Genomic DNA, 19,066 nt, shown 5'->3' with positions numbered 1-19,066 from the left:
TCTTTTTAAAATGTCAGCAACAGGTGACGGATTCGCTTAGACCGGCGGGGCCAGGACCACGGACACGGCCTCGGGAGCAGGGACTCTGGAACATAGTTCGGTAAGCATGCCGGTGTCAGGATCCAGCCGGAAGCTTACCAGGCCGCCTTCATAGCGGTTGACTGCGAGCAGAAATTTACTGCCACCGGTGATTATGAAATCTCTGGGATAGCTGCCGCCGCTTTCCGTCTGCTGAATCATTTCCGCCTCAAAGCCATGCAGCCGGTAAACGGTGATGAGGTCCGCGTGCCGGGTTGACAGATAGAGAAAGCGTTCATCGGGAGAGAGGCGGATGGCCGCGGATATGGCGGCCGGAGACCAGACTCTGCCCTCCGGAAGCAGCTTTTGTACGCTCTTTAATGTGAACTGGGGGCCGTCTCCGGCCTCGTACAGGAACAATTCATTGGAGAGTTCGCTGACGAGGAAAAAACGTTTGCGGGCCTGGTCGAAGACGCCGTGTCTTGGGCCGGTGCCCTTCGGGAACGTGATGGAACCGGCTTCTGCAAAGTCGCGGTCCATATCGAACAGCAGGATCCGGTCACGAAGAAGGCAGGGAACCATCATAATGCGGCCATGAAACAGAATCTGGTGACAGCCGGCTTTATATCCGGTCTCTATGCGTTTGTAAAGGGTGATGCCGCCAGGTTCTTTCCGGTAAATGAGGATGCTGCCCTCATGGTAATTAGCCGTATAGATAAATGCGTCATCCTGAATGACGTAACAGGCGCTTCCTGTCTCCTCGAATAATTCGCCTGTCAGCCGCGGGCGCTCTCCTGCGGTATCAATAAGGCAAACACCAGCTTTCCCGTCTTTTACGATGGGGGAGGCGAGCTGCCCGTGATATAGGGACAGGTATTTGGAATCGGGTGCTGTATAATACAATTCCGGTCCGGTTATGATACCCGTATCAGAATCAAACTGAAAACGGTAAATACCGTCACTTTGCGCAGAGAAGTATGTTCCGAGATAACCATTTTGTACTTGCAAACTTTTGCCTCCTGACTTATAATAAAATATGTAATAAAAATAGTTACAGTTTCTAACTGTTATTATAATGATTACAGTTAAGGATGTCAATGGTTTTTCCTATAATTTCGATGGGAAAGGAGGAGATTAATACGATATCACTCATTTGGGAGTATTTTGGCAGTCATATGGGAGACTATCTTACCGTGCTCCGGGAGCACGTGGTGATCAGTCTCATGGCGCTGGCCATATCCGTGCTTCTGGGAATATCCATAGGATATGTCTGTGTCCGCACTCCAAAGCTGGAAAAATGGCTGGTTGGGACATTTCAGACCCTGCGTATCGTTCCCAGCCTGGCGATCCTGATTCTGCTGATTCCATTGCTGGGAACAGGAGTGAAACCGGCTCTGGCAGCGCTGGTATTGCTGGCGGTTCCGCCCATACTGCTCAATACAGTTACAGGGTTGACGGAAGTGCCGGATTTTATGCTGGAAACGGCGAGAGGATTGGGAATGACAGAAAAGCAGGTGATGTTCCGCGTGAAGTTTCCGATGGCATTTCCCCTCATCATGACCGGTGTGAAGACCGCCATGATCGAGATCGTGGCCAGTGCCGCCCTTGCGGCTAAGATCGGAGCGGGCGGGCTTGGCGGCCTGATATTTACCGGCCTGGGCTTAAACCGCCTGGATCTGCTTCTGGTGGGAGGCATCTCCGTGGCTCTGCTGTCCCTTGCATCGGGAGCGATTCTGGATGGAATCGAAAAAATGCTGACGCCGTATCTTAGGACGGCGCCGCGCAGAAGGAATATAAGAGAGAGAAAGAGAGGAATCATATGAAAACACAGAATAGAATCAAGAAAATAGCTGCCCTGGCTCTTGCCGGCGTGATGGCGGCAGGACTGACCGCGTGCGGGGGATCCGCTTCCGGAGGGGAGACCATCCGGGTGGGCTCCAAAGATTTCACTGAGAGCCTGGTGGTCTCGGAAATCTATGCGCTGGCCCTGGAGAATGCCGGTTATAAGGTGGAAAGAAAACAGGATATCGCGGGATCGGTCGTTCATACATCCCTGATTAATAATGAGATTGATCTGTATCCGGAGTACACGGGAACTGGTCTGCTTTCGATTTTACAGATGGACATGATAACGGATCCGGAGGAAGTATACCGGACGGTTAAGGATGAATATGAGAAGCGTTTCAGCGTGACATGGCTGGATTATTCGAAGGCGAACGACGGACAGGGACTGGTGATCCGGACGGATGTGGCAAAACAGCTGGGGATCAGCACCATTTCTGATTTACAGGAGCATGCTCCGGAACTGCGCTTTGCCTCTCAGGGTGAATTTGATGCGAGAGAGGATGGCCTCCCGGCGCTGGAAAATAAGTACGGCACTTTTGACTGGAAATCCAGCCGTGTATATGACGGCGGCTTGAAGTATGAGGTGCTTTTAAATGGAGAAGCCGATGTGGCGCCTGCCTATACGACGGAAGGGCAGCTGGCAGAGAAGGACAAGTTTATGCTTTTGGAAGACGACAAACAGGTGTGGCCTCCGTATAATCTGGCTCCGGTGGTCCGTGACGACACACTCGCAAAGAATCCCGAGATTGCGGATATCTTAAATAAGATCAGCGCATCTCTGGACACGGATACGGTTACCGCGCTGAATGCAGAGGTAGATGTGGACAAACGGGAGTATGAGGAAGTCGCCCGGGAATATTACGATACGATTAAGTAAGGAGAGGAGGGACTCATGTCTCAGACTGCCATTGAATTTCAGAATGTAACGAAACAATTTGACAATGCCGCCCTTCCTTCGGTGGATCAGGTCAGCCTGACCATCGAAGAAGGCGAGTTTATAACGATTCTCGGATCATCTGGAAGCGGAAAAACCACTCTTCTGAAGATGGTAAACCGCTTATATGAGCCGACAGGCGGAAAGATATTTCTGTTTGGCGAGGACATATCCACGGTGGATGTGGTAAAGGTGCGCAGACGGATCGGTTACGTCATACAGCAGATCGGCCTTTTTCCTCACATGACCATAGCGGATAACATCTCCGTGGTTCCCAAACTGCTCAACTGGGATAAGAAACAGACCGTCGAGCGGGTGGATGAGCTCCTTAACCTGGTGGGACTCCTTCCGGAGGAGTTCAAAAACCGGTATCCATCCCAACTGTCCGGCGGCCAGCAGCAGCGTGTGGGGCTGGCCCGGGCGCTGGCGGTGAATCCGAAGATTATGCTTCTGGATGAGCCGTTCGGAGCGATCGACGCGATCACGCGCATGAAGCTGCAGGATGAGCTTCTTCGAATCCACGGAGGGCTTAAGAGGACCTTCCTGTTCGTGACTCACGATATCAACGAGGCGTTCAAGCTGGGAAGCCGCGTGATTGTGATGAATGAGGGAACGGTCAGGCAGTTCGATACTCCCGCCCGTATCGTGAAGAATCCGGCGGATGACTTTGTGGCCTCCCTGATCCGATCGGCCAGGGAGCAGGAAGAATTCTGGAGGATGACCATTGATTGAATATGCGTTAAAATATCCCGAGAAACTGTATGGGGCGCTGGGCCAGCATCTGGTACTGGTCGGCGTCACGCTGGTGCTTTCTCTGGTGCTGGCGGCCGTGCTGACCGTCTGCGCCATGTATTATAAGACCGTGTCGAATGCCCTGGTCCATCTGTTTTCCGTAGTCTATTCGATCCCGAGTCTGGCCATGTTCGCCATGCTGATTCCCGTGACAGGGCTGGGAACGAAAACGGCTTTGATTGTACTTACGCTTTATAACCAGTACCTGCTCCTGCGCAATTTTACGGCAGGCTTAAACGGCGTCGATTCCGCCATCATTGAGGCGGCCGCAGGAATGGGGATGACGACCATGCAGATCCTGTTAAAGATCCGCCTGCCTCTGGCAAAACGGTCCATCTTTACAGGAATCCGCCTCGCCATTGTCTCGACTACCGGAATCGCCACGATCGCGGCTACCATCAACGCCGGCGGTCTGGGCACAATCCTTTTTGACGGCCTCCGGACGCTGAACGTGGTGAAAATACTCTGGGGAACCGTGTTGTCCGCAGGGCTGGCCATCGCGCTAAATGCAGGGCTGGAGCGGATTGAGAGGAGACTTTAGACGGCGGCGTGCGGTCAGCTGTTCACGCCGTCATCCGGTTGGCTCCGGCTCCCGAACGAACTGTATTCCGACAGGCGTCGTATGGAGGTGGCGTACTCGGAAGGCGTCATCCCCGTCAGCTTCTTAAACTGTCTGGAAAAGTAGTGTACCGAGGTATAGCCGAGCCGGTCCGATATCTCAGTAAAATTCAAGTGATTGTCGCGGATCAGCTGTTTGGCTGTTTCGATCTTCATGGAAGAGAAATAGTCGATCACCCCGCACCCGTGCGCCTCCCGGAAAATCTTCTGGAGCTGGGAACGCCCTGTCAGCGTATCGTGGCAGATGGTATCGATGGAGAGACGCTCTCCGATGTGTTCCTCCATGTAGCGCACGATCCGGCTGTAGGCGTCGCTCTTAATGCGGACCTCCGGCTGCCGCCGGGGCCCGAACTGTCCCGGATTCTCAAAATATCTGCGGTAGAGATGAATGATCAGTTCCTCCAGATAATTGGCGATCATCTGCTCCGCCCCGAATGCCGGAGGGGCGGACTGCCGTACCAGTTCTTCCTGATAAGGGTCGTCCATCCGGCCGGAAAATGCGTTGCGGGCTTCTATAATAATTCTCGCCAGCAGTTCCCGTTCCGTCTCTGAAACGGTGAGCATTTTCCCCTCAAACGCCTTCATGCAGGGGGAATGACACTCAAATCCAATAACCACCAGGTTCGGCGCCACTTCCCCGTTAGTAATGATGTTATGGAATTCACCCGGTTTGTGGAAGATAATATTTCCACGTTTCAGAGGGACTCTTTTCTCTCCGGCCATTACGTCAATCACGCCCTTGTCCACACAGACAAATTCCCAAAAATCATGACTCTCACCCGGAAATGAGAAATTACTCATATATTCGAAATAGTGTATGGAAATGACTTTGCGTACAACGGCGCTGGTCCGGAGCACCGTACTCTTGTATTCCATGAACGCCTCCTTTCAGACTGTACGTACCATTCACAGCCCGCGCCACCCCTGTTTCCCGCCCTGTCCCGGCTGGCTCATGCTCTGTTTCCAGTTCCGGTTTCGGGGATAAGCACTTCTAAACGTGCAGAATTTTTCTAAAAGCCAGTGAAAATACCCAAACTCGCTGCGCTCAAACAGGTGGGTATTTCCCCTGAACGAAAAATCCTGCGCGTTAAGAATTGCTAATCCCCTGCAAAGTCACAGGAAACGGAGCATGAGCCAGCCGGGACAGGGCGGGAAACAGGGGGTGCGCGGGCTGTGAACGGTAACGGCTGTACCTGTGTGAAATGTGAAACGACTCCGTTTCGTGTTTACAGTATATCATATTCTGTGGTAAAATAGTAAAATGTGTACGATAATGCAAATAAAATAGCAGATAGTGCAAATATATTTTCCTGTGTATTCACTATACTGGAGTTAGTAAAACGTGTTCGGCAATCAAGTCACTACGGACTGCCGGGGCGAGTTGAAAATAAGGAGGTAGTTGCGATGACTAAGAAACCAGTTCTGGTAATTATGGCAGCAGGGATGGGGAGCCGTTACGGCGGTCTTAAGCAGATTGACCCGGTAGACCCATACGGTAACAAGATCATTGACTTTTCTATTTACGATGCGGTGGAAGCCGGATTCGAGAAGGTGGTATTCATTATTAAGAAGGCCATCGAAAAAGAGTTTAAGGAGCAGATCGGAGACCGCATGGCGAAATACGTGCAGGTGGAATACGTGTTCCAGGAGCTCGATAAGCTGCCGGAGGGCTACAGCGTACCGGAAGGCCGTGCGAAGCCATGGGGAACGGCTCATGCGATCCTGTGCTGCAAGGATGCGGTAGACGGACCGTTTGCAGTGATCAATGCCGATGATTACTATGGCAAGAGCGCATTTAAATCCATTTATGACCAGCTGGTTGAATATTCAGACAACGAAAAGTATCAGTACACAATGGTGGGCTACAAGCTTTATAACACTTTGACAGAGAACGGACATGTGGCGCGCGGCGTCTGCACCACGGACGAGAGCAGTCATCTGGTGGATATCCACGAGAGAACCAGAATTGAAAAGCACGGTGACATCGCGGAATTTACAGAGGATGACGGTGCGACCTGGACGGAACTTCCGGAGGAGACCATCGTTTCCATGAATATGTGGGGCTTTACGGCCAGTGTCTTAAAGGAGATCGATGCCAGATTTGCCGCCTTCTTAGATCGTGAACTGCCAAAGAATCCGATTAAATGCGAATATTTCCTGCCATTTGTGGTAGATGAACTGTTAAAAGAGGGGAAAGCCGACGTGACGGTGCTGAAGAGCATTGACCGCTGGTATGGAGTTACTTATAAAGAGGACAAGGAAACGGTTGTGAACGCCATAAAGGGGCTCAAGGAAGCCGGATTCTATCCAGAAAAATTATGGGAGGAAGCGTGATGGGAGACGCACAGTGTGGTAAAATCAGAGAGGCCATCGACCTTTTAAGCTTTGAAGGGGAACCGATTTCCTGGGAACGTTACGGAAGCGGTCACATCAATGACACGTTTCGGCTGGTATGCAGAGACGGGGAGAAGGAGCATTTATACATACTCCAGAGAATCAACCATGAAATCTTTACCGATCCGGTGTCTCTGATGAGAAACATCGCCGGCGTCACTTCCTTCCTGCGTGAGAAAATCATCGCACAGGGCGGTGATCCGTACCGTGAGACATTAAACATCGTAAAATCCAGAGACGGCAAAGATTACGTGACAGACAGCGACGGAAATTACTGGAGAGGTTACTTATTTATCTCTGGCGCCACCTGCTTTGACAAGGTGCGCAATCCAGACGACTTCTACCAGAGCGGTAAGGCGTTCGGCCATTTCCAGCGTCAGCTGGCCGAATATCCGGCAGAAGAACTGACGGAGACAATTGTAAACTTCCATAACACACCGGTCCGTCTGGAGACATTTAAGAAGGCGGTGGAAGAGGATGTGTGCGGACGCGCTCATCTGGTGGAAGAGGAGATCAAGTTTGTCATGGACCGCGCCGATGAGGCCGGAGCTGCCATGAACATGCTGAAGGAAGGAACGCTTCCGCTCCGCGTAACCCACAACGATACGAAGTTAAACAATATCATGATTGACGATGTTACGGGTGAGGCCCTGTGCATCATCGATCTGGATACCATTATGCCGGGACTGTCCATTTTCGATTTCGGCGATTCCATCCGTTTCGGTGCCAATACAGCCGATGAGGATGAACCGGATGTCAGCCTTGTTTCGCTGTCCCTTCCGCTGTATGAAATCTATACAAAGGGATTCCTGGAGGGATGCCAGGGCAGCTTAACCCAGGCGGAGCGCGATATGCTCCCTATGGGTGCAAAACTCATGACCTTTGAATGTGGTGTGCGTTTCCTGACTGATTTTCTGCAGGGTGATACGTATTTCCGTATCAGCCGTGAGAATCATAACCTGGACAGAACCAGAACCCAGTTCGCTCTCGTCGCCGACATGGAGAAGAAGTGGGCCGATATGGAAGCGATCGTGTGTAAATATTAAGGATATCAGGAGGAAAATAAATGAGAATTTTAGTGACCGGAGGCGCCGGATATATCGGAAGCCATACATGTATAGAACTGCTGAATCAGGGACAGGAAGTCGTTGTTGTCGATAATTTATGCAACTCTTCAGAGGAATCCTTAAACCGGGTAAAACAGATTACAGGAAAAGATGTAACCTTCTATAAGGCAGATTTACTGGATAAGGCTGCTATGGAGGAGATCTTCAGCAAAGAGACGGTTGATGCGGTGATTCATTTCGCCGGCTTAAAGGCAGTAGGCGAATCCGTGGCAAAGCCGCTGGAATACTACCATAACAATATTACCGGCACGCTCGTTCTGTGTGACGTGATGAGAAACCATGGCGTGAAGAAGATCATTTTCAGCTCCTCAGCTACCGTATACGGAGACCCGGCGTTCGTTCCAATCACCGAGGACTGCCCGAAGGGAAAGATTACCAATCCATACGGCCAGACGAAGAGTATGCTGGAGCAGATTTTGACTGATTTACATACCGCGGATCCGGAATGGAGCGTGATTTTACTCCGCTACTTCAATCCGGTGGGAGCTCATAAGAGCGGTCTGATCGGAGAAGATCCGGCAGGTATTCCGAACAATTTAACTCCATACATCACCCAGGTTGCCGTAGGCAAACTGAAGGAAGTGGGCGTATTCGGCAATGACTACGATACACCGGATGGAACAGGTGTCCGTGACTACATTCACGTCGTGGATCTGGCCATCGGTCACGTAAAAGCAGTCGATAAACTGGCTCAGTCCGAGCCGGACGTACGCATCTACAATCTGGGAACCGGCAAGGGCTTCAGCGTGCTTCAGATGATCGAGGCATTCTCCAAAGCCTGCGGAAAACAGATTCCATACGCAATCAAGCCAAGAAGACCTGGCGATATCGCCGAGTGCTATGCGGATGCGGCGCTTGCTAAGAAGGAACTGGGCTGGGAAGCAGAAAGAGGAATTGACGAGATGTGCGAGGATTCCTGGAGATGGCAGTCCAATAATCCGAACGGATACAGATAAGATTGATCCCGGGAAGAAGAGATTCTTCCCGGGATATTTATTTCCACGAGGGTCACGGTGACTCGTGGGCAGAGCTTGCGGGTGACCGTGACGGATTTTTCAGGCTGTCATACCACGCCTCGACCTCTCCCTGCGTTTTGCTGTTGATAAAAACGGTGTATTCCGGCAGACGAATGGCCAGTATAGGCCGGACATTCCTGTATATATACAGCCGGCATTCACCGGTTTGATTCCCGTAGAATTTGCCGAGAAGATAGTCGTTGGTGGCCGCGCCGTTGGTCCTGCGTAGCGGTTCTTCCGGGAGGCTGTCGAGGAGCTCCGCCTCCAGAATGTCGTCTCTGGAAAAGGAGATATTATACATTCCCGCGGTCACCTCCACGTTGGCGCCGCGGAGGGAAAGCTGCGGCTGCACAAAATCCATCCGCACAAAGACGGCGCAGATCCAGACGAGGAGAAGGATGGTCCCCGCCGTTATGGTGCCGGTTATGGCTTTTGCAGCCGGTTTTGCCATGTTCATGCTGAAGTTGGCGCTGCACATCCGGTCCTGAACGAAGAAACGTTTATCGTCAGGATTGCTGTACCAGCCATTTTTCCAGTACAGGTCATCGTCTACCAGGAGCGGTGAGCGGTCGGCAGACAGGATATCATTCCGTTTATTTTCCAGCCACAGGATGGAGGCAGTAATCAATACGATCACAGTGATCTGAATGGCCAGGAAGAGGAAGAATTCCAGTGTAGTTGTCGAACCGCGTACGGCCAGCGGAATCAGCAGAATGGCCATGGAGAGAAGCATAAGGTAATTGGAGGCGATCCACATCCCGGACCAGACACGCTTCGTTAAACGGTTGACTGCCAGATTGATCTTACTGTCATTGCTGTATACCACATTCTCCCGGTGACTGTACCAGACGTGTACGAACCAGAATATCGCTTCCATGAGAAGAACCGCGCCTGGCAAAAGAAAGCGCAGATAGCTGTCTCCGAAATATTCCCGGAGATGAGGAAGGAAAAACAGCGCCAGGATACTGGCCAGAATTACCGGTAAGTGCCACCAGTGGGAAAACGGCAGCTTTTCAGACACGGAGGAGACTGAGGTATCCACGATCACCGTCCGGACGGGCTCGCCTACAATCCATTTCTTTGATACTTTCAGGCTATACATGCGGCGGTGGGCAAAAAACAGGAGCCCCATGGACACGACACAGAATTCCAGGAGCCAGAGTGTCCAAACGATCATAAAGATGGAAAGATGCCCCAGGGAGAGAAGCGCGGCTCCCGTTCCGGCAGCCAGATTAATGATGTAAAAATTCCGGTTTACTTTCCTGTAATGAGCGGTCAATGCAGCGGTGTCTTTATCCAGAACCGCCGATTCCGGGACATGGACACCAAATATCATGCCTTCCCGGTAGCGGTGTTTTCCGCCGTATACTGCGGCAAAGATTCCCACGATGCTCCAATCTGTGATTAAGAAAATGACTAATAGCGCAATATCCATGTCTGTCCTCCGTTGTTTCTGTCAGTGCCCTTATGAATGTGGCTTTATGAGCGTATCCTTATGAATGTGTCCTTATGAGTGTGTCTTTATGATGGCTCGATCGCCGGTTCCATATGCGCAAAAATTTCTTCGCAGATCGTCAGAAATTCCTTCTTATCCATTCCCTTTAAGCAGGCTTCCGCTCCGATCAGCTCCAGCTCTTCCTTTAGTTTTTCACGGTACTGTAAGGTCGTGTCCTTCATCGGACGTACGGTCGCGCCATTTCTCCGGTCTATCTCGATAAAGCCTTCCGCACGGAGAATCTGATAAGTCTTGTTTACCGTCATGGTGTTGACGCCCGCATCGAGGGCCAGCTGACGTACCGTGGGAAGCTTTTCACCGACTTTCAGTTCCCCTCTTCCGATTCCGGTAACAATCTGGTTTCGCAGCTGGACGTATATGGGGACAGTGCTGGCCGTGTTCAGACGAATAATCATGGAATAACCTCCTTTCTGAAATAAGTATTATTTGTATTATATATAGTAATACAAATAATACTTATTGTCAATAGAAATAGAAATAGAAATAGAAATAGAGACAGAAACAGAAATAGAAATAGAGACAGAAACAGAAACGGCCGCCGGACAATTCCGACGGCCATTCGTATGACTGTTACAGGGTTGGATAAACCAGCTCATGCAGGAGTTTAGGGAGCTGTTCTTCCATGGTTTCATCGCCAAACTGGCAGGTGCCGACGTTCTTGTGACCGCCGCCGCCGTATTTTAACATCAGGCTTCCGACATCAAGAGACGCGGTGCGGTTTAAGATGCTGTAACCGACTGCGACAGAGCAGCCGATGCCGCCCTTTCCATTGACGATCCATGCGGAAATATTCTGCTCCGGATACATGCTGTAGATCAGGAAACGGTTGCCCGTATAGATGGGATCGACTCCCCGCAGGTCTGAGATGATCACATCCTGTTCCACTCTGGTATGTTCGGAAATCATGGCCATGAATTTCTCTGTCTGCTCAAAATAGACCTCGATCCGCTCCTGTACATCCGGAAGATTTAAGATTTCCTCGGTGTTCATGGTGCGGCAGGCGTCGATCAGACGCTCCATTAACTGGTAGTTGGAGATCGTAAAGTTCCTCCAGCGTCCCAGGCCGGTTCTCGGGTCCATCAGAAAGCCGATCAGTATCCAGCCCTTCGGATTCTGGATTTCATCAATGGTGAGGTGACCGGAGTCCACCTTGTCCACGGCCTCCATCATCTCATTAAAATGAGAGAAACGCTCATTTCCGCCGTAGTATTCGTAGATAATCCTGGCACAGGAAGGGGCCAGACGGCTCTCTCCTTTGTATTTGCCTTCCAGCTCGAGCCTCTCGAACTCGCTGGAATGATGGTCGAACCAAAGGCCGCAGCCTTCTACAAAGGGGACATTTGCCAGACAGTCATCCTCTGTGATCTCGACGAGACCGTCCTGTAAGTCCTTCGGATGAGCAAATTTCCAATGGTCGATGACGCCTGCCTCTTTTAGAAGAGCGCCGCAGACGAGACCATCAAAGTCAGAACGTGTTACTAATCTCATGGTTTCATTTCCTCCTGCTTTTGACATTTTCGTACATTTTATGTAATTACTGTCTCTATCATATCACTTTTGAGGGCGGATGAACAGTGAATAAAAAAGTTTGCATCCTATGGAAAATACTTGACAAGGCTCCCTTCATACGATAATATTAATATCGCAACAGAAGTAACAGGAAACAGAATAACAATTGAAAAGTACGTAATATCCCTTATTCAGAGTGATGGAGATAAAAGGATCTGTGAAGTCACGGCAACCCCGGCCTGAATGGCGCACATTGGTGTGCAGTCAGGAGAGGGCGGAAGGTGCCAACCTGAGCGAGAAATCGAGCAATAAGAGGATTTGATACATGATTTATCAAGTCCGCATTGCTGCGGGCTTTTCTTTTTGTTATTCCCGCGGACAACGAGTCAAAGTCAAGCTTGTTTGAATTTGGCGACTGCCGCGAGGGTTGGAAAACCGGCAGCTGGCTGCAGGTTATCTGACTCCCCCATGTACATAAGGAGGAAATGACAACATGGAGAAATTATTATTTACATCCGAGTCCGTGACGGAAGGCCATCCGGACAAAATGTGCGACCAGATTTCCGATGCGATTCTGGACGAGATGTTAAAGCAGGACCCGATGAGCCGTGTGGCCTGTGAGACTTGCTGTACCACAGGTCTTGTACTGGTTATGGGTGAGGTGACCACTCACGCATACGTGGATATCCAGAAGGTAGTCCGCGAGACGATTCGCCAGATCGGCTATGACCGCGCGAAATACGGCTTTGACTGTGATACCTGCGGTGTGGTCGTATCCCTGGATGAACAGTCCCCGGATATCGCTATGGGCGTAAACAAGGCTCTGGAAGCGAAGGAACACACGATGTCTGAGGCTGAGCTGGATGCAATCGGCGCCGGCGACCAGGGCATGATGTTCGGTTTTGCCAGCAATGAGACGGAAGAGTATATGCCTTATCCGATCGCCCTGGCACACAAACTGGCGCTCCAGCTGACGAAGGTGCGCAAAGACGGCACATTAAAGTACCTGCGTCCGGATGGAAAGACTCAGGTTACGGTGGAATACGATCAGAATGGCCGTCCGATCCGCCTGGAAGCAGTGGTTTTATCGACCCAGCACGACGAGGCCGTTACCCAGGAGCAGATTCACAAGGATATCAAAGAGTATGTATTTGACGCTATTATCCCGGCTGATATGATCGATGAGGAGACCAAGTTCTTCATCAACCCGACAGGACGTTTCGTTATCGGCGGACCGCAGGGAGACAGCGGACTGACAGGAAGAAAGATCATCGTAGACAGCTACGGCGGATATGCGCGCCACGGCGGCGGCGCCTTCTCCGGTAAGGACTGCACCAAGGTAGACCGTTCAGCGGCTTACGCGGCCCGCTACGTGGCTAAAAACATGGTGGCTGCAGGTCTGGCGGATAAATGCGAGATTCAGCTGTCCTATGCCATCGGTGTGGCACATCCGACTTCCATCATGGTGGATACGTTCGGAACAGGTAAGTTAAGCGATGATAAACTGGTTGAGATCATCCGTGAAAACTTTGACCTCCGTCCGGCGGGAATTATCCGCATGCTCGATCTTCGCAGACCACTTTATAAGCAGACTGCCGCATACGGACATTTCGGAAGAAATGATCTGGATCTGCCGTGGGAGAAGCTGGATAAGGTGGAGCTATTGAAGAAGTATTTATAAATGGAATAACGCGATCACTCCAGTGTCCGGCCGGGGTGGGAAACAAGTGAGAAAAGACAGGTGAGAAAGAATTGGCAAAGCGTTTCAAAGCGCTTGAAAGATTCTTTTTCACCTGTTTTTTTGCGTGTTAATCCGTCTGGGAGTGACAAGTGACTATCCTCTGGAGCGCCGCCGCGTGACTTTCCGCCATGAATATGTTATAGTCAGCTTAACAGATTATTAGGGGAAAATAAGGGATACATGAGCGTACAAGGACGTATGGTATCCATGAGAATGGAGGAATCGCAATGGGCTGTGACATACATCTCTTTGCAGAAGGGTATACCGCCGATGTTCGTGATAACGCGCTCTGGAACAGGGAGCCCGGTAACCGGCGCTGGAAGAACATCGAACACTGGTATCGGGACGATGTGTGGGCGGATTTAAGGATTCAGGGCGATGGCGGCTTCAGCCGTCGTGATTTGATCGATGGGCACCGCGATTATGGGTTGTTTTATCTGCTGGCCGGAGTCCGGGGAGAAGAGGAGGAAAGCTCCTGGCCCCCGATTGCGAAGCCGCGAGGCCTGCCGGAGCAGATGGACGACCTGGTTTTTCGGTATGAGACAGACGAGATGGAGATCGGAAGCATTGACTGCCACGATCTCTCCTGGCTGACGCTGCGAGAACTGAAGGAAAGCGGCTACGGAGGCCGGATGCCGTTAAAAGGCTGGGTCAGGGAAGAGGACTACGAGAAAATGCTGGAGTTTGATGCGGCCGGGAAACCTTACCAGCTGGCGTTCATCGATGAAAAGAGCAAGGAGACACCGGAGGCCGGGCTGGTCTGCCGGGAATGGCTGGGGTACTTAAATCTGAACCTGACCATGCTGATCAGCCGGCTGGAGGCGCTGAAAGAGGAGTGGAGAATCAAAAGTGATGATGAGGTACGCATCGTGTTCTGGTTTGACAATTAGAGAAAGGCGGTGAGACCGGTTATGCCGGCATACTTTAGTGTGGTTTTTCAGTTTCGGAGAAAAGAGCTGTATCCCGGTTTTGTATCAGATTTTTACCGGGATCTGGGGCAGGCAGGATTTGTATTTCAGAGCGGATGCTATGAGGCAGAAAACATGAGTTTTGAAGAACTTGTCCGCTATAATCAGGCACGCCTGGACGATAATTTTGAGTTGGGATACGAGGAGGATGGCAGGAATGATTATAAGCAGGTCTATTTCAGCCATTCGGAATATGAGGAGGTCCGGGGCTTTTGGATGAATTTCCGCGGAATCCAGGAAATCCGTTTTTGTCTCCTTATTCCGGAGTGGGAGATGATGGAGTGCGAAACGATGGAGTGCGAAACGCTCTGGTATTTTAAAATGAAAAAACTCGCTCCGGTACAGCGCATGGCAGTATCGATGTGGTCCCGGGGCAGTGCGGCCGCAATTCAGACGGAACTGGAGCTGGATGACGGAGCCGTGAGAATGAGCGCACTCCAGGGCGGAGCAGAACCGTCAGTCAGACCATTTGCAGTGATCCCGGCCGCATGCGGCGGACATGCATACGTAAATCAGTACACGGTTCGGAATCTGGAGGCAAACGGCCTTCTGCTGACCGATGAAATGATGACAGAAGGGAACGGCAGTTTATAAAGGGACAGGCAAATTTTATAATAGTTTTATAAATGCGGTCTTCATTCTGTGTTATAATATTTTTGTATAAAATGGAATACTATAAGCAGAGGAGAGACGCACGTTGTGAAACTAAAATTAAGAACACGTCTGGCGGTCGCTTTTGTGATCATTACCGTGGTGCCGCTGGCGCTGATTTACGCGGTTGTGGCGGGACTCAGCAATTATCAGATGAAATCGTTCCGCAAGGCGTATAATTTAACAGAGCAGGTAAATCTCTTTTCCGGCAATTCCCTTCAGATTTTTAACCGGATGACGCAGGTTGAACAGAAAGAAATCGAGAAGATTTTAGACAGCAGCCCGGAGAAGTTTAGTGATATGGAATATATGCAGAAGCTGAATGAAAAGCTGTCGAATAAATATGCATATATGATTGTACGAAAAGACGACCAGATCGTATTTGACGGAAACAGTCATGTGACCCAGGAGCTCCTCGATCAGCTGCCCAAGTATGAAGACGTGGACAGCAGCATTGACGGAGCCATCTATCTGGATGGGGATACGCAGCATCTGGTCAAGCAGATGGATTTCCTTTACCCGGATGAGGGAAAGGGCAGTGTGTTCATTGTATCCAATGTAGATGGACTTCTTCCGGAGATCAAGGCCATGATGGCGGAGATGCTTCTGGCGGTAATTCTGATCATCGTGTTTACGGACGCGATCCTGATGATGTGGGTCTACAGTTCTGTGGTACACCCGCTGGGGCGGCTCCAGGAGGCCACGAAGAAGATCAGGGATGGCAATCTGGATTTTGCACTGGAAGTGGAGAATGACGACGAGATCGGCCAGCTGTGCCAGGATTTCGAAGAGATGCGCATGAGGCTGAAGGAGAACGCGGAAGAGAAGATCCAGTATGACAAGGAAAATAAAGAGTTAATCAGCAATATTTCCCACGATTTGAAGACCCCGATCACGGCCATCAAGGGTTACGTGGAAGGAATCATGGACGGAGTGGCGTCCTCACCGGAGAAGCTAGACCGGTATATACGGACCATTTATAATAAGGCGAATGACATGGATAAGCTGATCGATGAGCTGACGTTCTACTCGAAGATCGATACGAACAAGATCCCGTATACATTTTCCAAGATCAATGTGGCAAGCTACTTCAGAGACTGTGTCGATGAGGTGGGGCTGGAGATGGAAGCGAGAAATATCGAACTGGGATATTTCAACTATGTGGACGAGGACGTGATGGTCATCGCCGACGCGGAGCAGATGAGACGTGTCATCAACAATATTGTCAGCAATTCAGTGAAGTATATTGACAAGAAGAGCGGAATTATTAATATCCGTATCAAGGACGTGGGAGATTTTATCCAGATTGAGATTGAGGATAATGGAAAAGGCATTGCGGCCAAAGATCTGCCCAACATTTTCGACCGGTTCTACCGGACAGACTCTTCCAGGAACTCCTCTCAGGGTGGAAGCGGTATCGGGCTTTCTATCGTAAAGAAGATTATCGAGGACCACGGCGGAAGGATCTGGGCGACCAGCAAGGAAGGTATAGGCACAGAGATACACTTTGTGCTAAGAAAATATCAGGAGGTTATTGCAGAATGAGCAGGATACTGATTATTGAAGACGAAGAGAGCATTGCAGAGCTCGAGAAGGATTATCTGGAACTGAGCGGCTTTGAGGTGGAGATTGAGAATGATGGAGAAGCCGGACTTACGAAGGCTCTTCATGAAGATTTCGATCTGCTGATTCTGGATCTGATGCTTCCGGGCGTGGATGGATTCGAGATCTGCCGTAAGGTCCGGGAAGTGAAGAACACCCCGATTATCATGGTATCTGCGAAAAAAGAGGATATCGATAAGATCCGCGGCCTGGGACTGGGCGCCGACGATTACATCACGAAGCCATTCAGCCCAAGTGAGATGGTGGCCCGTGTCAAGGCTCATCTGGCCAGATACGAAAGACTGATCGGAAGCGGAACTCCGGATAATGAGATTGTCGAGATCCGCGGCCTGAAGATTGACAAGACCGCGAGACGCGTGTGGGTCAACGGAGAGGAAAAGAGCTTTACGACAAAGGAATTTGATTTGCTGACCTTCCTGGCACAGAATCCGAACCACGTGTTTACCAAGGAAGAGCTGTTCAGCAAAATCTGGGACATGGAATCCATCGGAGATATCGCCACAGTCACGGTTCATATTAAGAAGATCCGCGAGAAGATCGAGTTTAATACGGCGAAGCCGCAGTATATCGAGACGATCTGGGGCGTGGGGTACCGGTTCAAGGTGTAAGACGGGGCGATAACAATGAAGGAAAAACTATATGAAATACCAATGAATGACGCGATGGATGCGGATGACGAATGTCCATTCTGCTACGTGGAACGGAAGACGGAGCAGGAGTTAATGGACTTTGTCCTGGGTTCCTGTGCCTCGTATATGGAGAGCGATACGAGGGAAGCGACGGACAAGGCGGGATTCTGCCGGGTCCATCAGAAGAAGATGTTTGATTATGGCAATGCACTGGGGAACGGATGGATTTTAAAGACGTATTATAAGAAGCTGATTCAGGAGATGAAGTCCGAGTTTAAGGATTACACCCCTGGAAAGACCTCGGTGATGGACCGGATCACGGGAAAAGCCGGCAAACGGGAAGGCGGAAATCCCATTGAGAAATGGGTGAACGAAAAGGAGCGGACCTGTTATATCTGCGACCGTTTTCATGAGGTCTATGAGCGATATATCGCCACATTTTTTCATCTGTACAAAAAGGACGCGGCTTTCCGGGAAAAGGTTAAGAACGGAAAGGGCGTCTGTCTCCACCATTTTGCAGAGCTGTGTGCAGGGGCGGACCGGTATTTAAACGACGCCGAACGCAGGGACTTTTATCCCATGATCTTTGATGTGATGCAGCGCAACATGGAGCGCCTGTCCGCGGATGTGGACTGGTTTATTGAAAAATACGATTACTTAAACCGTGATGCAGACTGGAAGCAGTCCAAGGATGCCATTCAGCGGGGCATGCAGAAGATCCGCGGCGGATATCCGGCGGATCCGGTTTACCGGATGAAATAGGATATCGGATGTGCCGAACAGGAGATAGAGTATGTCAAATAGAATATAGAATCTGCTAACCGGAATTGGATCTATGTAACGGGGCGTTGTAAAACAGAGGAGTAACCATCTGTTTTACAACGCTCCATTTTTGTGCCTTAAAACAGAAAGGTGCCGTAAAATCACCAAAACCGGTAATTGGGCGATCTCCGATCCTAATAAGGAAGAAAGCCGGCGTCCGGTCAGAACGCCAACGCTGCGTTGAACCTGTCTTTTCTATACGGATCGTAAAAACCGTCGCTGATATCCCAGCCCTCGAATTCCTCCGGAGCGAACAGCAAATGCTCCGTTCTGTGGGACCGGATGGGAAGCTCTCCGATCAGTACACTCTTTTTTGCCACCCGTAACAGTTCCTCCGCAGCCCTCTGAGCGTATTCCTTATCATCAAAATAAAGAAATACGCCGTAGCAGATGACCTTGTCAAAGGTCTTGTCTTTAAACGGCAGATTGGCGGCCTCGCCGACCAAAACCGGATTGTGCAGCAGCTCGATGTGGCGTCTGACAAGTGTAGGGGAATAGTCGATGCCTGTATAATCGCAGTCCAGATACTGGGCCAGTGCTCCGGCGCCGCATCCGACCTCCAGTACCTTATCTTCCTTCTGAATATCGAGGCGGCGGCTGATCTCAGCAGCCACCTCTTCCATATCAACCTGAGTGCGCTCGTATCCGTCGAAGGCCAGAAGATCCTCTATGCCGCCCTCAGCCCTTCCCTTGCGCGTCCAGATCTGCTTCCAGGTTTCTTCTTCTGCGGGTATGATCTGCCCTGCCTCCGTTTGTATGATGGTGTGATTTGTCTCTGATTTCCTGCTGATGTTCTCCAATTCGTTCATGATTGGTCCTCCTTAAGGTGTGCACTGGAATAAAGATATTGTTCAAAAATATAA

19 protein-coding genes and 1 riboswitch are annotated in these 19,066 nt (G+C 50.6%); of the genes, 13 read left to right on the top strand and 6 right to left on the bottom strand.

Features of this window, described 5'->3' with window-relative positions; genetic code table 11:
• Positions 1-36 precede the first annotated feature (36 nt).
• Positions 37-1,026 (bottom strand): lactonase family protein, encoded by a 990-nt coding sequence (locus tag H8S80_RS25615; RefSeq protein WP_117633493.1) that lies wholly within the window; start codon positions 1,024-1,026, stop codon positions 37-39.
• 89 nt (positions 1,027-1,115) lie between these two features.
• Between H8S80_RS25615 and H8S80_RS25610 the strand changes: the two genes are divergently transcribed.
• From H8S80_RS25610 to H8S80_RS25595, 4 genes are read left to right on the top strand one after another with little or no spacing between them, the layout of a single operon-like run.
• Positions 1,116-1,841 carry an ABC transporter permease gene (locus H8S80_RS25610; RefSeq protein WP_243010386.1) on the top strand — a complete coding sequence of 242 codons (726 nt, stop codon included), beginning with the start codon at positions 1,116-1,118 and terminating at the stop codon, positions 1,839-1,841.
• Entirely contained in the window at positions 1,838-2,740 is a 903-nt protein-coding gene (locus H8S80_RS25605; protein WP_002605034.1) for a glycine betaine ABC transporter substrate-binding protein, read from the top strand. Before H8S80_RS25610 ends, H8S80_RS25605 begins: the two co-directional genes overlap by 4 nt.
• 15 nt (positions 2,741-2,755) lie before the next feature.
• Complete coding sequence (locus H8S80_RS25600) at positions 2,756-3,529, top strand: ABC transporter ATP-binding protein (RefSeq protein WP_117633494.1); 774 nt, start codon at positions 2,756-2,758, stop codon at positions 3,527-3,529.
• A complete protein-coding gene (locus H8S80_RS25595) occupies positions 3,522-4,130 on the top strand; it encodes an ABC transporter permease (RefSeq protein WP_002605032.1) in 609 nt (202 codons plus the stop codon). Before H8S80_RS25600 ends, H8S80_RS25595 begins: the two co-directional genes overlap by 8 nt.
• Before the next feature lie 14 nt (positions 4,131-4,144).
• Here the strand turns inward: H8S80_RS25595 and H8S80_RS25590 are convergent, their stop codons facing one another.
• The gene (locus H8S80_RS25590) at positions 4,145-5,083 is read right to left on the bottom strand and encodes an AraC family transcriptional regulator (RefSeq protein WP_002605031.1); all 939 of its coding nucleotides are present in this window, start codon (positions 5,081-5,083) and stop codon (positions 4,145-4,147) included.
• A gap of 528 nt (positions 5,084-5,611) precedes the next feature.
• Here H8S80_RS25590 and H8S80_RS25585 point away from each other — a divergent pair.
• From H8S80_RS25585 to galE, 3 genes are read left to right on the top strand one after another with little or no spacing between them, the layout of a single operon-like run.
• Positions 5,612-6,541, top strand: a complete 930-nt coding sequence (locus H8S80_RS25585) for a nucleotidyltransferase family protein (protein WP_002605030.1) — start codon at positions 5,612-5,614, stop codon at positions 6,539-6,541.
• Positions 6,541-7,647, top strand: coding sequence for a phosphotransferase enzyme family protein (locus H8S80_RS25580; RefSeq protein ID WP_002605029.1), 1,107 nt, complete (start codon positions 6,541-6,543; stop codon positions 7,645-7,647). Before H8S80_RS25585 ends, H8S80_RS25580 begins: the two co-directional genes overlap by 1 nt.
• Positions 7,648-7,667: 20 nt before the next feature.
• A complete protein-coding gene (gene galE, locus H8S80_RS25575; RefSeq protein WP_002605028.1) occupies positions 7,668-8,684 on the top strand; it encodes a UDP-glucose 4-epimerase GalE in 1,017 nt (338 codons plus the stop codon).
• Between the two features lie 52 nt (positions 8,685-8,736).
• On the opposite strand, the gene H8S80_RS25570 is transcribed toward galE, so the two are convergent.
• The 3 genes from H8S80_RS25570 to H8S80_RS25560 form a co-directional block, all read right to left on the bottom strand.
• Complete coding sequence (locus tag H8S80_RS25570; protein WP_117633495.1) at positions 8,737-10,179, bottom strand: hypothetical protein; 1,443 nt, start codon at positions 10,177-10,179, stop codon at positions 8,737-8,739.
• Between the two features lie 86 nt (positions 10,180-10,265).
• Entirely contained in the window at positions 10,266-10,655 is a 390-nt protein-coding gene (locus H8S80_RS25565; RefSeq protein ID WP_055653185.1) for a GntR family transcriptional regulator, read from the bottom strand.
• Positions 10,656-10,830: 175 nt separating this feature from the next.
• Positions 10,831-11,748, bottom strand: a complete 918-nt coding sequence (locus H8S80_RS25560) for an exopolyphosphatase (protein WP_117633496.1) — start codon at positions 11,746-11,748, stop codon at positions 10,831-10,833.
• A gap of 205 nt (positions 11,749-11,953) precedes the next feature.
• Positions 11,954-12,084, top strand: a riboswitch (SAM riboswitch).
• 178 nt (positions 12,085-12,262) lie between these two features.
• On the opposite strand from H8S80_RS25560, the gene metK reads away from it, so the two are divergent.
• From metK to H8S80_RS25530, 6 genes are all read left to right on the top strand, one after another.
• On the top strand, positions 12,263-13,450 hold the full coding sequence (metK, locus tag H8S80_RS25555) for a methionine adenosyltransferase (RefSeq protein ID WP_002605024.1): 1,188 nt from the start codon (positions 12,263-12,265) through the stop codon (positions 13,448-13,450).
• 287 nt (positions 13,451-13,737) lie between these two features.
• On the top strand, positions 13,738-14,400 hold the full coding sequence (locus H8S80_RS25550) for a hypothetical protein (protein ID WP_117633497.1): 663 nt from the start codon (positions 13,738-13,740) through the stop codon (positions 14,398-14,400).
• Positions 14,401-14,421: 21 nt separating this feature from the next.
• Positions 14,422-15,072, top strand: coding sequence for a hypothetical protein (locus H8S80_RS25545; RefSeq protein ID WP_117633498.1), 651 nt, complete (start codon positions 14,422-14,424; stop codon positions 15,070-15,072).
• A 105-nt stretch (positions 15,073-15,177) separates the two neighbouring features.
• Positions 15,178-16,674: a sensor histidine kinase gene (locus H8S80_RS25540; protein WP_002605021.1), complete on the top strand. Its 1,497-nt coding sequence runs from the start codon at positions 15,178-15,180 to the stop codon at positions 16,672-16,674.
• Positions 16,671-17,360: a response regulator transcription factor gene (locus H8S80_RS25535; protein ID WP_002605020.1), complete on the top strand. Its 690-nt coding sequence runs from the start codon at positions 16,671-16,673 to the stop codon at positions 17,358-17,360. Before H8S80_RS25540 ends, H8S80_RS25535 begins: the two co-directional genes overlap by 4 nt.
• Positions 17,361-17,375: 15 nt before the next feature.
• The gene (locus tag H8S80_RS25530) at positions 17,376-18,143 is read left to right on the top strand and encodes a DUF6062 family protein (protein ID WP_029467140.1); all 768 of its coding nucleotides are present in this window, start codon (positions 17,376-17,378) and stop codon (positions 18,141-18,143) included.
• A 221-nt stretch (positions 18,144-18,364) separates the two neighbouring features.
• Here H8S80_RS25530 and H8S80_RS25525 read toward each other — a convergent pair whose 3' ends face one another.
• Positions 18,365-19,012, bottom strand: coding sequence for a class I SAM-dependent methyltransferase (locus H8S80_RS25525; protein WP_181988054.1), 648 nt, complete (start codon positions 19,010-19,012; stop codon positions 18,365-18,367).
• Positions 19,013-19,066 lie beyond the last annotated feature (54 nt).

The organism is Hungatella sp. L36 (assembly GCF_014288035.1).
This window is presented reverse-complemented; position numbering and strand designations above follow the sequence as displayed.